Source organism: Gillisia limnaea DSM 15749 (genome assembly GCF_000243235.1).
Taxonomy (GTDB): Bacteria; Bacteroidota; Bacteroidia; order Flavobacteriales; family Flavobacteriaceae; genus Gillisia; species Gillisia limnaea.
Map to the genome: position 1 here is coordinate 4,660 of NZ_JH594605.1, position 14,224 is coordinate 18,883.

Below are 14,224 nucleotides of genomic sequence, written 5' to 3' on the forward strand. Positions count from 1 at the left end.
CGATGCGCAAGAAGATCATTACATCTGTCCTGAGAATCATTTTCTGAAAACCAATGGGAACTTTTACATCAACCCCCGGGAAAATCCAACCAGTCTGAATTTAAACAGTATAAAACAAAAGCATGTAACGGATGCCCGGTGCGGGAGTTATGCACCACGGCCAAAAACGGGAGACTCCTGGCAAGGAACATATACACTCCGGTTTATGAAGAGAACAAAAGAAATATGGAGGCTGATCCTGAACTCTATCGCCGAAGGCAAGCCATTGTAGAGCATCCCTTTGGAACTATAAAGCGGCAATGGGGTTTTGATCATATCCTTTCCAAAAAGGGAAAGAAACGAGCCTCTGCAGATGTAGGCTTTATCTTTATAGCCTACAATCTCAAACGAATATTAAGTCTGATAAGTAAAAAAGGGTTCCGGGAGATGTATGCTCAGTTGATTCTTTGTTTATCTGTCTTAATCCAGGCTTACAAAGCCATTTTGAGGACATTATATTCAAATGATACTATAAACCCTAATTTCAGCCCTACTCCTAATCCCACGGTTAAAAAGCTTATTTTGGCCCATAATTGGCAGTAAACGTAGGTTTTTAGACAGACTGCCGTTGTGTATAATGCAAAAAGAATCGTTCTGAAATCAGAATATGAACTTAAATTAACAAATCATTCTTTGTATTTATATTCGATGCCGATAAGCTTCGTAACAAAAATTTAATTCTATCGTCAAACAATAATAATTTGCGAGGTAATTAATATTATACAAGTAAAAGATGAAAAACAAGCATATGTTTAATGTTCTATTTGAGACAGTAGCAGACATAATGGATATGCCAGATGCGGATAGATTATTATGCTATCAATATTTTGAACCTGTATTTTTCCCTAAAAATACTATAATAGAAAGTGCAGGAAAAATTCCACAGCATCAATATTTCATTGTTAATGGTATTATGAGAAACTTTTATATTGACGAATTGGGAAAAGAAATTACTACTGATATGAACAATGAACCGCGTTTTTTTACTTCCTATAATCATTTTGCAAACAAAACCATCTCTAACGAAAATATTGAGTGTATAACTGAATGCAGTTTATTAAGAATAAAACGAGACAATGAGGATATTTTATATTCAGAAAGCATCATACTTGGTAAGTATACGATATTGCTTTTTCAACAAATTATTGAAAAAGAGAAGAAGAGAATAAATGAGTTAAGTACTCTTAATGCCAAGGAACGATACCTAAAATTTATAGGCAATAATCCAAATGTACTAAAATGCGTTCCCTTGCAATACATTGCTTCCTATCTTGGAATAAAACCCGAAACCATTAGCAGAATACGAAGAGATTTGATTTCTTGACAAAAGTCAAGTGATTTATATTAATTTATATTCACTTTTATAACCTAAAATAATGTCATATGAAAACACTAAAAACAACCGTATTATTGCTATTGACCACACTTTTTTTTAATATCTCGTGGGCACAGGAAGTAGATTTACCTAAAGAACCGATGGAATCAGTTGATATCGCTTCACTTTATGTTCCACGCACAATTATAACAGCTGCAGAGCAAATGCCCGAAGAATATTACTCTTTTCGTCCAACACCAGATGTTCGAAGTTTTGGAGAGTTAATGGCTCACATAGCTGAATCGAACTTTGAAATGACTGCTATTGCTAAAGGAGAAACTGCTCCTGTATTAGAGGTAGCTCCTACTAAAGCAGAAGTAATTAAAGCACTTGAAGACTCTTTTGATTATTCCGCAAAAGCAAGAGAAGAGATGACTAAGGAGCAAAAAGAAACAATGGTTAAATTTATGGGCGGTACTCAACCAGCAGGAAATGTTCTCGATTTTTCAGTTTTTCACTCACTACAACATTATGGTAATGTAATTGTATATATGAGACTGAAAGGTCTGATTCCACCATCTTCTCAAGAAAATGCCGGAAATGAACCCGTAAGGCAAAAGTCCAAACAGGAATAGATGAAAGTGTAGCGACACATCAGTTTTAATTTTTATGGTTCAAATTACGTTTTCTAAAACAAAAAATAAGGCGGAATAAATAACTACAGAAAAACTAACAAGATTGCGGAAAAGCACTACACACAATAACTAAGTATTCGGCTCGCCGATAGGCAAGAGCTGAATATTGTGTTGACGAATCCGGTGGAAATTGCTCTATGGGTAAAACGATGAATTTAAGGAGGACAATCGGATGATGAACTTTTACTTGGAGCTTCAAATTGTATCGAACTCACTCCATTTCTAATTGCATTTTTGTTTTTTTTGGTATCTCTCTTTACAATCTTTGGCTTTAATCATTTAAATTTTAAATTAAGACATAGCAGGATCTGTCCGCCTTTGCAGATCAATTTTTAGTTGCATATAATCAATTTTTTGTCTTTTAGGAGTTCTCTCCAATTTACAGGAGGCCCACGTCCATCAAACAGGAGAATTGTATGCAGTTTTCCTTTTTTACAAATAGGGCATCGGCGATGCAGAGTGGTTCCTTTGTTTTGTTGATTTCTATCTTTTTAGTGGCGAGTTCGGCTTGTAGTTTTGGCAACTTCTCTTTTTTCCAGGTGCTGCTTAAAATGCCATAATGCCGTATCCGGGTAAATCCTTTGGGTAAAATATGCAGGGCAAACCGCCGGATAAACTCTTGGGTAGATAACGTTAAGCTAGTTTTCCTGCCACCGTGCCGATACTCTTTGGCAGTAAAAGTCACCCTTCTGTCCTTGCGGTTAACATTAGCAATCCGATGATTGCTAATGGCAATTTTATGGGTGTATCTGCCCAGGTATTCAATGACATATTTAGGGCTTCTAAAAGGTTGTTTGGCATATACCACCCACTTTTTGCTGAATACCGCATTGTAAACTTTTTGAGGAATTTTCAACTCACTTTTTCTAAGCTCAGCTACATACTTTGACCTAAACACCTGGCTCATAGATTTTACGTTGAACAAGTATTTGCCGTGGTTCTTTGCTTTTTTCCATTTCCCTGCTTTGCTCAACCCACCTCCCGGCACAATGCAATGCAAGTGCGGGTGCAGGCTCAAGTTCTGGCCCCAGGTATGAAGCACCGCAATCATACCCATTCTTCCGCCCAGGTGTTTTGGGTTGTCCCCAAATTGCTGCAAAGTCTGCCAAGCAGCTTTAAATAAACTGCTGTACACTATTTTGCCGTGGCTAAGGGCATAGCTATTGAATTCACTGGGAAGGGTAAACACCACGTGAAAATAGGGAACGTTCAAGAGTTCATCTTCTCTTGCCCTGATCCATTCTTCGCGCTTGTGCCCTTGACAGGTTGGACAATGCCTGTTCCTGCAGCTGTTATAACTGATGTGCAGTTTATGGCAACAATCGCATTTATCAATGTGCCCGCCCATCGCTTTTGTGCGGCATCTTCTTATGGCATGTAAAGCCCGGTGATGCCATGAGGTAAGGCCCAAACTTTTGAGCTGTAGCTGTTCTATTTCCAGAATGTCAGCTACCGTATGTTTAGGGCGCATTACTTGTAGAGCCTATCCAGGGGAGAAAACTTTGAGCCACTGGGCAAATTAGCTACATGGAGGTAGGTCAAAGTCATCTCGATATGGGCGTGCCCCAAAAGCTCCTTTAAACTCACAATGTCAACGCCATATTCCAACAAATGCGTGGCAAAGCTGTGCCGTAGCGTGTGGGCGGTAATCTTTTTGGAACTGCCTATCTTGCTCCGGTTTTCCTTGATCACCCAACGGATTCCATTGGTGGTCAACCCCCGCGCTTTTCCATCTTTGTACACCTGACTGTTAAAAAGATAGATTTGGGGGTTTTCTGTTTTGATGTACTTCTTTAGTCCTCTGGCCAAATGTTTGCTCAAGGGAACATAGCGGTCGACCTTGCCTTTTTTCTTGGGAATAAAGACTGTTCTGCGGTCAAAGTCTATGTCAGCCAATTTTAGATTGCACAGTTCGTAGCTGCGAAGTCCACAGCCATACAGCATTCCAATGATCAAACGATGTTTAAGATATTTGGGAGCATTTAAGAGCCTTTTGACTTCTTTTTGGCTCAGGACGGTCGGCAATTTAAGGTCCCGCTTGATCTGTGGCAGCGCCACTCGCTTGGCCTCCATGCCCATTACCTTATAGGCGGCCCTAAGGCCAAAAATGGTGTGTTTAAAGAAGCTTTCAGAAGGGGTCTTGTGGAGTTTTTGACAATAATAAAGGTATTCCTCAATGTTTTCCACTGAGAGTTTTTCCGGGCTTTGATTATAGTGCAGGGCAAGGTGCGCCAGGCATCTGAGGTAATTGTTTAGGGTGCTCTTTGCCTTGCCATTGATGGAAAAGCTTTGCTCTAGATTGTTCTGGAGTGTACTGAAGCCTTCTACCTCTGAAAAGGCCCGTTCAGCAATGGTCTTACTTTTTTTTAAACATGATAAAAGATTTAAAGTTTAGCTACAAATTAATAAATCCATTACTTTTATAAACACAAGATCCAAATTGAATAGTTCAGGAGAGCTTCCGACCGTAGGGAGGATTCGTTCAACATCGGTTAAACGCAAATAGCGGGCATTCTGATGAAAAGTGTTATTTTAGAGACCAATTAATAATCAACTAAGCCGACAAGTTCGCGTCCCAACTCCACGCCACTTGCCTTTGAACCAAGACCGTTGGCAACAAGCTAATCGGAACTCCAAAAGAAAGTTTATAGATTAAATTAGAATTCGTAAATTTGATAAAAAGCTGAAAAATGGAATTAGAAGCTAGAAAAATAGAATTTATCCAAGAATTTTTAAAACTACAAAGTGAGGAAGCTATTTCTCGACTTGAAAAAGTTTTAAGAAAAGAAAAGAAAATGGCTATAATTAAAGATTTAGAACCAATGACTTTGGATCAATTCAACAAGAGAATTGACAAATCTTTGAAAGATTCTCGTGAAGGAAAATTGACAGAAGCAAATGATTTAATGTCTGAGATTGAAAAATGGCAATAAAGATATTCTGGACAAACTTCGCAAAAAAAGAATTACGAAAAAATTTCAATTACTTAAAAGATAATGCAAGTTTAAGGGTTGCAAAGAATGAAACTCGCAAAATTGTAAAGGAAACCAACCGACTTAAAAAACAACCAGAAATTGGTCAACAAGAAGATTTATTAGCCGACAGAAAACAAGGGTTTCGATATTTGGTACATCAATCTTACAAGATAATTTATTGGATGAATAAAGACCAAAATCAAATTGAGATAATTGATGTTTTTGATACACAACAGAATCCGATAAAAATCACTCTTTCGGAATAACAAAAAGCCAGTTGCCAACATCGGTTAAGAGCAAATAGCGGGTATTCTGGTGAAAAGTGTTATTTTAGAGACCAAGTAAAAAACAACTAATCCGACAAGAACGTGTCCCTACTCCACGCCACTTGCCTTAACCAAGACCGTCAGACTGTCTAAAAACCTTCCTTTTTCTTAACAACTTTGTTGACTACTTTTTCAGGATCGTTTTCGTTCTTTTTAGAACTTTGGGTATCTTCATGCTATGAAATTTATTATAGGAAAAGATCGGAAACAAGCTGCTTTGTTTCCTGTTTCATTAGAAGAAAGTATTGAGACAGAGAATGAAGTCCGTGCCATCGAGCTCTTTGTCAACAGCCTTGATTTGGAAAAAATGGGTTTTAAGGTACGCTTTCCCGAAGGAGGAAGACCCGCTTATCACCCTGCGGTACTGCTCAAATTGTTCATCTATGGGTATTTGAACCGGATACGTTCCTCCCGGATTTTGGAGAAGGAATGCAGGCGCAACATTGAAATGATGTGGCTCATTGAACAACTTTCCCCGGATCACAATACCATTGCCAACTTCAGAAAGGACAATCCGGATGCCATTAAAAGGGTCTTTCGTGCCACAGTGCAACTTGCCAGGAACTTTAACCTGATTGGCGGTAAGATCATCGCCGGTGACGGCACCAAACTCCGGGCACAGAACAGCAAAAAAAACAATTTCAACACTAAAAAAATTGACAGGCACCTGCAGTATATTGACAACAAGCTGGAGCAGTACAACCAGGATATCGCCAGGGCCGATGGGGAGGCTGAAAAGCAGGAAGCCCAAAAGAATAGCGACATTCACACCGGCAGAAAAGAAGGCTATGAAAAACTGAAACAACAATTGGAAGAAACAGGAGAATCACAAATTTCAACCTCTGATCCGGAAAGCCGTCAGATGATTCTCCGGGGCAATATTACAGAGGTAGCCTACAATGTACAGTCTACCGTAGATGCGCAGCACTGCATCCCCATCGATTATGAAGTCACAAACCATAATGATAAAAAAAGACGATGGGAGCTATGGTGAGAAGAGCGAAATCTATTCTTGGGAACACTGATTTCACCGCTCTTTTTGACAAAGGCTATCATACAGGTTCTGAACTGGAAATCGCCCGGGGTTTTAGGGGATTTAAAAACCCCTGGTTGCCATTCCTGCCACGGCCTCCAATGCACCGGACACCAGATATAATGTTCAACATTTTGTGTACGATGCGCAAGAAGATCATTACATCTGTCCTGAGAATCATTTTCTGAAAAACCAATGGGAACTTTTACATCAACCACCGGGGAAAATCCAATCAGTCTGAATTTAAACAGTATAAAACAAAAGCATGTAACGGATGCCCGGTGCGGGAGTTATGCACCACGGCCAAAAACGGGAGACTCCTGGCAAGGAACATATACACTCCGGTTTATGAAGAGAACAAAAGAAATATGGAGGCTGATCCTGAACTCTATCGCCGAAGGCAAGCCATTGTAGAGCATCCCTTTGGAACTATAAAGCGGCAATGGGGTTTTGATCATATCCTTTCCAAAAAGGGAAAGAAACGAGCCTCTGCAGATGTAGGCTTTATCTTTATAGCCTACAATCTCAAACGAATATTAAGTCTGATGGGTAAAAAAGGGTTCCGGGAGATGTATGCTCAGTTGATTCTTTGTTTATCTGTCTTAATCCAGGCTTACAAAGCCATTTTTAGGACATTATATTCAAATGATACTATAAACCCTAATTTCAGCCCTACTCCTAATCCCACGGTTAAAAAGCTTATTTTGGCCCATAATTGGCAGTAAACGTAGGTTTTTAGACAGACTGCCGTTGTAACGCATTGCTCAGAAAAAAAAGACGCAAAAAACCACTGTTGAAAATCTATGCAAATAACCAATCTGTCGCAACTGTTGCGCTGACTTTTTCAAGATTTGAGATAAAACAAAAATCACTCAAACGTGAGGTTTATGAGCAAAGTTTATAAAGATGAAAAGTGTCAAAATTGAATGCTCTTAAAACCAGTGAGCGGATTCTAACTAAAATTAGAAAATCTGAATTGCATAGATGAACTAATAAAGAATGATTTTCACTCGAGCGTGAAAAAGTAAAAAAGTGTATTTTGAGTTAATACTCTGACTTTTACTCAGGTATAAAATATGTACAAATTGAATGCCTTTTAATTTACGAATCTGATATTCACTCAAACGTGGAAAAAGATAAAATGATCAAGAACGAAAGAATATAAAATGAGTTATAACTCGGACGTGGAAAAATAATATTAAGATTTAGAAAAGAATAAAAAGTAAAAAGATTTATTGCAAAACAAGAAGCTTTATAGTATCGCAACGCGGTACAACATCGGTTAAGCCCAAATAGCGGGCAATTGAGTGAAAAGTGTTATTTTAGTGACCAATTAACAAACAACAAAGCCGACAAATTCGCGTCCCTACTCCGCGCTACTTGGCTTAACCAAGACCGTTAGGCACAATACAAACAAAAAAAAGATGAAAAACACATTTTTAATAGGATTAATATTTTTATCAATTTCCTGCAAAGGGCAAGATGAAAAGCAAAATAGATTTACGATTGAGAATTTTGACGAGCAAATATTAATATATCAACCTGTTAAAAATGAACTCAATAAAAACTCTTATGCAGATGGTTTACGTTTTTTAGAAGAAACGAAAAAGCGTATAATAAAAAATAATAAAATAGATATTTCTGACTATTGGAATATCCTGACAGTATTTAACAATTTGAAAGAATCAAATGAAAATATAGACATTGCATTTGAAAAATTTTTAAATACAGAAGATAGTTGCGAGTATTTAGTATCATTTGAAGAGTTTTTTGATAAATACACTCTGTATATCGAGTCAAAAATGACAAAGGAACTTAAAATATGTAACAATAGTGTACAAATTAAAAATACGAAAAAAATTAATGTTAAGGAGTATTCAATAACAAATGGTTTAGATGAAAATCTTGTTAAGTTGATAGAAAGAATTGGCATTTTGGATCAAAAAGATAGATACAACGAAAAAATTCAAAATAAATTAGATATAAAGAACCAGAAAAAAATCGATTCTCTTTATTCAAAATATCAAATCTATATTGGAAAAACATTAGTAGGAAATGAATTAAAAAGTGTGATGTGGCAGGTTATACAACATTCAAATTTAACCTATATGGAAAAATATTTACCGATAGTAAATACTGCCGTAAAGGAAAATGAATTAGGAGAAAGTGCATTGAAATATCTAATTGATAGAATATATTCGGGAAAATATAATTATCAGATATTCGGAAGTCAAGGAAGTATAAAAATGGCTGACGAACTGATAAGAAATCAAGTTAAATCGAAATATAAAATTAAATAGTACTGTGCCTAACATCGGTTAAGCGCAAATAGCGGGCATTTGAGTAAAAAGTATTATTTTAGAGACCAAATAACAAACAACTAAGCTGACAAATTCATGTCCTTAACCCACGCCACTTGCCTTAACCAAGACCGTTGGCAACAATATTTATACGAAAAAATTGAAAGGGACTCCGTAAATTCCTTTCATAAAAAATGATAATTAAATGATGAACAAAATCAGGATTTTAGGATTGTTATTGTTATTCACTGGATCAACAATAATGTATATATATGATAATAGCGGTTTAGATTTTCTTTCAGGTATTCTTGTTGGGGCAGGATTAATTTGGACAATTACTGGTCAAGTTAGATTAAAATAAAATGGAAGATAGAATCCAAATCATAAACACATTCAAATCGATGATTGGAGAAAGAAAAAAATCGATTAATAACCGACTTGTTTTTCTTTGGCTTATCTCTTTAGTTAATATTTCAATTGTATTATTTTCGACAATTATTGCAATTAACTCTTTTGACTTAGGCTTTCATTTCGGAATTCAAAAAGAATGGTCAGAATCAGCTTCGCTGGTCTTGTCTGGACTTGGTTTTATTTTATTTACTCCCCATTTGTTACTTGAGATTCTACTTATGAATCATTTAAAGAAAGTGATTTTGGAAAGAAAGGAAAAAGATTATGAAGCCTTAAATATGAAGTTTCAAAAACAAATCAATTATTTAAATAAAAATAATAACTCAAAAATTTTGATGATCGTGCTAACTTTCATTATTCTTTTTGGAGCTCTAATGAGGTCAGTTAATAAAAATGACTTTTTGTATTGGGGAAACTTTAAAATTCCATTTTTGATTCTAATTCTTTTTATAATTAGCTATGTTATTAGTAATTACAAAAAATTGAATAGCAACATAAAAACATATGAGCAACAATAAATACTATTGCCAACATCGGTTAAGCGCAAATAGCGGGCATTCTGGTGAAAAGTGTTATTTTAGACACCAAGTAAAAAACAACTAAGCCGACAAGAACCGGTCCCTACTCCACGCTACTTGCCTTAACCAAGACCGTCAGACTGTCTAAAAACCTTCCTTTTTCTTAATAACTTTGTTGACTACTTTTTCAGGATCGTTTTCGTTCTTTTTAGAACTTTGGGTATCTTCATGCTATGAAATTTATTATAGGAAAAGATCGGAAACAAGCTGCTTTGTTTCCTGTTTCATTAGAAGAAAGTATTGAGACAGAGAATGAAGTCCGTGCCATCGAGCTCTTTGTCAACAGCCTTGATTTGGAAAAAATGGGTTTTAAGGTACGCTTTCCCGAAGGAGGAAGACCCGCTTATCACCCTGCGGTACTGCTTAAATTGTTCATCTATGGGTATTTGAACCGGATACGTTCCTCCCGGATTTTGGAGAAGGAATGCAGGCGCAACATTGAAATGATGTGGCTCATTGAACAACTTTCCCCGGATCACAATACCATTGCCAACTTCAGAAAGGACAATCCCGATGCCATTAAAAGGGTCTTTCGTGCCACAGTGCAACTTGCCAGGAACTTTAACCTGATTGGCGGTAAGATCATCGCCGGTGACGGCACCAAACTTCGGGCACAGAACAGCAAAAAAAACAATTTCAACACTAAAAAAATTGACAGGCACCTGCAGTATATTGACAACAAGCTGGAGCAGTACAACCAGGATATCGCCAGGGCCGATGGGGAGGCTGAAAAGCAGGAAGCCCAAAAGAATAGCGACATTCACACCGGCAGAAAAGAAGGCTATAAAAAACTGAAACAACAATTGGAAGAAACAGGAGAATCACAAATTTCAACCTCTGATCCGGAAAGCCGTCAGATGATTCTCCGGGGCAATATTACAGAGGTAGCCTACAATGTACAGTCTACTGTAGATGCGCAGCACTGCATCCCCATCGATTATGAAGTCACAAACCATAATGATAAAAAAGCGATGGGAGCTATGGTGAGAAGGGCGAAATCTATTCTTGGGAACACTGATTTCACCGCTCTTTTTGACAAAGGCTATCATACAGGTTCTGAACTGGAAATCGCCCGGGGTTTAGGGATTAAAACCCTGGTTGCCATTCCTGCCACGGCCTCCAATGCACCGGACACCAGATATAATGTTCAACATTTTGTGTACGATGCGCAAGAAGATCATTACATCTGTCCTGAGAATCATTTTTCTGAAAACCAATGGGAACTTTTACATCAACCACCGGGGAAAATCCAATCAGTCTGAATTTAAACAGTATAAAACAAAAGCATGTAACGGATGCCCGGTGCGGGAGTTATGCACCACGGCCAAAAACGGGAGACTCCTGGCAAGGAACATATACACTCCGGTTTATGAAGAGAACAAAAGAAATATGGAGGCTGATCCTGAACTCTATCGCCGAAGGCAAGCCATTGTAGAGCATCCCTTTGGAACTATAAAGCGGCAATGGGGTTTTGATCATATCCTTTCCAAAAAGGGAAAGAAACGAGCCTCTGCAGATGTAGGCTTTATCTTTATAGCCTACAATCTCAAACGAATATTAAGTCTGATGGGTAAAAAAGAGTTCCGGGAGATGTATGCTCAGTTGATTCTTTGTTTATCTGTCTTAATCCAGGCTTACAAAGCCATTTTGAGGACATTATATTCAAATGATACTATAAACCCTAATTTCAGCCCTACTCCTAATCCCACGGTTAAAAAGCTTATTTTGGCCCATAATTGGCAGTAAACGTAGGTTTTTAGACAGACTGCCGTTGGCAACAAGCCGATTTGAAATGCAAAACAGTAATTTAGTTCCAACAGAAAATGATTATATTAGCTTTATGAAAATTAAAGATAGCATACAGGCCAAATTAATTGATTTTACCACATTATGTAAATTATATAATGTGAAAAATTTATATGCATTTGGTTCTGCTACTACAGATCAATTTGATGAAAATTCAAGTGATATAGATTTATTGATCGAAATTGAGGAAAATGATCCTTTAGAAAGAGGAGAAAAACTTTTAGCTATCTGGGATAAATTAGAAGAATTCTTCCAAAGAAAAGTAGATTTATTGACTCAGTCTTCCCTAAAAAATCCAATCCTAAGAAAAAATATTGATGCTACAAAAATTTTAATTTATGACGGAAAAAGGCAAGAAGTATCTCTCTGATATACTAATGGCTATCGACTTGATTGAAAATTTTATAGCTGACACAACGGATTTCGACCTATATCAAAAGGACTTAAAAACACAAAGTGCGGTTGAAAGACAATTAGTGATAATTGGAGAAGCATTAAATAAATTAAAACAGACTGAATCAGATTTATCAATTCAAAATGATAAACAGATTATTGGATTTAGAAATCGACTAGTTCACGCATATGATAGTATCGATAATGCAATAGTTTGGGTAATCGTAAAAAGACATTTGTTAGAACTTAAAAAGGAGATCCGAGAATTATCAAATTAGTTGACAAGGGCCAGTTGCCAACATCGGTTAAGCGCAAATAGCTGGCATTTGATTAAACAGTGATATTTTAGACACCAGGTAACAAACAAGTAAGCCGACAAGAACGTGTCCCTACTCCACGCCACTTACGAACCAAGACCGTTGTGTTTAATGCAAAAAAAAACGTAACAATTAACAAACATAGTCGTCTTTAATTCAGACAGTCAAAATATAGAAATGAAAAAAACCCACTTTCTCATTATCTCTTTTATTATTTATTTAGGGATTTCAATTACTGCAAATGGACAGAACGAAATCTCATTTTCAAAACAACAGATTTTAGATGATATAGATTATTTAAAAATATCTTTAGAACAAACACACTATAATTTATATGCATTTACTAGCAAAGATAAGTTTTTAGAAAATGCAGATAATATAAAAAGAGCTATAACGAATGATTCGCTAAATCTTTTAGAGGCAACTAACGCTTTTCAAAAAATTATTTCAAGACCCAATACGGGACACGCTGAAATAAATTTCCCTGTACAATCCTATATTCAATATGCCCAAAGAAATGGAACGCTTTTTCCAATCGAAATTGCATTAGAAAATGATAACGCTTATATAAGAAATAATTTATCAAACGATAATCAATTTAAAAACGGAATGCAATTAATCAGCATTAACGGAATCAACATAAACAAAATACTTGAAAAAATATATCTACAATTATCTGCTGAAAGCAAATATTTCAAGAATGCTAAACTTGAATTTTGGTCATTTCCACGACTTTATTGGCAGGTTTATGGAGAACAAAAATCCTTCAAAATTGAAGTTAAAAAATTTAATGAGATTTCGGAATATTCAATAGACCCGATAAGTGTGGGCGATTTTGAAAGTAGAAGAAATGGAGAAATTCTTAATCAAGAGCGGAAGTTTTATTTAATAAACAGTATTGGTTACATAAATCCAGGGCCGTTTAGTAGCAATGCCGATGAAAAAATTGAGTTGTACAAGAGATTTATCGATACCAGTTTTATCGATTTGAAAGAAAATGATATTGATACTTTAATTATAGATTTGCGTAACAACGCTGGTGGAGATAACGAATATAGCGATTATCTCATATCATATATTGCTGACAAACCCTTTAAATGGCATTCAAAATTTACTTTAAAAAGTAGTAGTTTACTGAAGGAACAGACCCGAAAAAACAACGATACAACATCTGTTTATTTTCAAACAATTCTTAATGAAACGAACGGAAAAAATTATGAGTACAAATATGAAATGTACCAACCTGTAGATTTAAAAAAGAGATTTGCAGGTAAAGTATATGTATTGATTAACAGGCAGTCATATTCAATGTCTGCTGTTGCTGCTGCTGAAATACAAGATTATGGATTTGCGAAAATTGTAGGCGAGGAAACAGGAGATTTTCCAACATTATATGCATCCCAATTTTCATACACTCTGCCTAATACCGGAGTAGTAGTAAAAGTTCCAAAGGGGTATATTATTAGGCCCAATGGAAATGAAGATTTGAGAGGTGTTATTCCAGATATTGAAATCAAAGACCATTTGTTAGACGATGAAGATGAAATTTTAAATGAACTTTTAAGAATATTGAAGAAAAAGCACTAAACACAACATCGGTTAAGCGCAAATAGAGGGCATTCTGATTAAAAGTGTTATTTTAGAGACCAAGTAATAATCAACTAAGCCGACAAGAACGCGTCCCTACTCCACGCTACTTGAACCAAGACCGTTATGTAGCAGTTAAAAAAATCCGAACAAATAATCATATTTGAAGACAAATTTGTAAATTTGAATTATGGACGTAAATATTCAAAATAAAAAAATAGAATTAATTCAGTGGTTATCTACTCTGAATGATATGTCAGTTATTGAAAAAATAATGAAACTTCGAGAACGAGAAAAATCTGATTGGTGGAATGAAATTTCTGCGACTGAGAAAAAATCATTAGAAAAAGGAATTAAGGATGCTGATGCTGGAAAATTAAATTCTCACTCTGATGTAAAGAAGATTTATGAAAAGTGGTTATAAGATTTTGTGGACCGACCACGCTATT

At 36.2% G+C, this 14,224-nt stretch carries 12 protein-coding genes and 4 pseudogenes; 14 read left to right on the top strand and 2 right to left on the bottom strand.

Features of this window, described 5'->3' with window-relative positions:
• The 3 genes and pseudogenes from GILLI_RS19160 to GILLI_RS00045 all read left to right on the top strand — a co-directional run.
• Positions 1-417: pseudogene (locus GILLI_RS19160) on the top strand (transposase); the annotation flags it as partial.
• A 355-nt stretch (positions 418-772) separates the two neighbouring features.
• Positions 773-1,363: a Crp/Fnr family transcriptional regulator gene (locus tag GILLI_RS00040; protein WP_217179226.1), complete on the top strand. Its 591-nt coding sequence runs from the start codon at positions 773-775 to the stop codon at positions 1,361-1,363.
• Positions 1,364-1,422: 59 nt separating this feature from the next.
• Positions 1,423-1,989, top strand: coding sequence for a DinB family protein (locus GILLI_RS00045; RefSeq protein WP_006987063.1), 567 nt, complete (start codon positions 1,423-1,425; stop codon positions 1,987-1,989).
• A 392-nt stretch (positions 1,990-2,381) separates the two neighbouring features.
• Here the strand turns inward: GILLI_RS00045 and GILLI_RS00050 are convergent.
• Positions 2,382-3,520, bottom strand: a pseudogene (locus tag GILLI_RS00050) (IS91 family transposase).
• Positions 3,520-4,236: a tyrosine-type recombinase/integrase gene (locus tag GILLI_RS00055; RefSeq protein ID WP_245545581.1), complete on the bottom strand. Its 717-nt coding sequence runs from the start codon at positions 4,234-4,236 to the stop codon at positions 3,520-3,522. The pseudogene GILLI_RS00050 and the gene GILLI_RS00055 overlap by 1 nt, the downstream one beginning before the upstream one ends.
• 503 nt (positions 4,237-4,739) lie before the next feature.
• Here GILLI_RS00055 and GILLI_RS00060 point away from each other — a divergent pair.
• The 11 genes and pseudogenes from GILLI_RS00060 (at position 4,740) to GILLI_RS00115 (ending at position 14,199) form a co-directional block, all read left to right on the top strand.
• Entirely contained in the window at positions 4,740-4,982 is a 243-nt protein-coding gene (locus GILLI_RS00060) for a hypothetical protein (RefSeq protein WP_006987066.1), read from the top strand.
• Positions 4,973-5,290, top strand: coding sequence for a type II toxin-antitoxin system RelE/ParE family toxin (locus tag GILLI_RS00065; RefSeq protein WP_006987067.1), 318 nt, complete (start codon positions 4,973-4,975; stop codon positions 5,288-5,290). The genes GILLI_RS00060 and GILLI_RS00065 overlap by 10 nt, the downstream gene beginning before the upstream one ends.
• 238 nt (positions 5,291-5,528) lie before the next feature.
• Positions 5,529-7,108 (top strand): annotated as a pseudogene (locus GILLI_RS19165) (IS1182 family transposase).
• Positions 7,109-7,807: 699 nt separating this feature from the next.
• The gene (locus GILLI_RS00080; RefSeq protein WP_006987068.1) at positions 7,808-8,683 is read left to right on the top strand and encodes a hypothetical protein; all 876 of its coding nucleotides are present in this window, start codon (positions 7,808-7,810) and stop codon (positions 8,681-8,683) included.
• A gap of 205 nt (positions 8,684-8,888) precedes the next feature.
• Complete coding sequence (locus tag GILLI_RS18235; RefSeq protein WP_006987069.1) at positions 8,889-9,044, top strand: hypothetical protein; 156 nt, start codon at positions 8,889-8,891, stop codon at positions 9,042-9,044.
• A 1-nt stretch (position 9,045) separates the two neighbouring features.
• Positions 9,046-9,612 (top strand): hypothetical protein, encoded by a 567-nt coding sequence (locus GILLI_RS00090; RefSeq protein WP_006987070.1) that lies wholly within the window; start codon positions 9,046-9,048, stop codon positions 9,610-9,612.
• A 233-nt stretch (positions 9,613-9,845) separates the two neighbouring features.
• Positions 9,846-11,418 (top strand): annotated as a pseudogene (locus GILLI_RS00095) (IS1182 family transposase).
• Positions 11,419-11,464: 46 nt separating this feature from the next.
• Positions 11,465-11,848, top strand: a complete 384-nt coding sequence (locus GILLI_RS00100; protein WP_006987071.1) for a nucleotidyltransferase family protein — start codon at positions 11,465-11,467, stop codon at positions 11,846-11,848.
• Positions 11,817-12,149 carry a HepT-like ribonuclease domain-containing protein gene (locus GILLI_RS00105; RefSeq protein ID WP_006987072.1) on the top strand — a complete coding sequence of 111 codons (333 nt, stop codon included), beginning with the start codon at positions 11,817-11,819 and terminating at the stop codon, positions 12,147-12,149. Before GILLI_RS00100 ends, GILLI_RS00105 begins: the two co-directional genes overlap by 32 nt.
• 216 nt (positions 12,150-12,365) lie before the next feature.
• Positions 12,366-13,775, top strand: a complete 1,410-nt coding sequence (locus tag GILLI_RS00110; protein WP_006987073.1) for a S41 family peptidase — start codon at positions 12,366-12,368, stop codon at positions 13,773-13,775.
• Positions 13,776-13,965: 190 nt separating this feature from the next.
• Entirely contained in the window at positions 13,966-14,199 is a 234-nt protein-coding gene (locus tag GILLI_RS00115) for a hypothetical protein (protein ID WP_006987074.1), read from the top strand.
• Positions 14,200-14,224 lie beyond the last annotated feature (25 nt).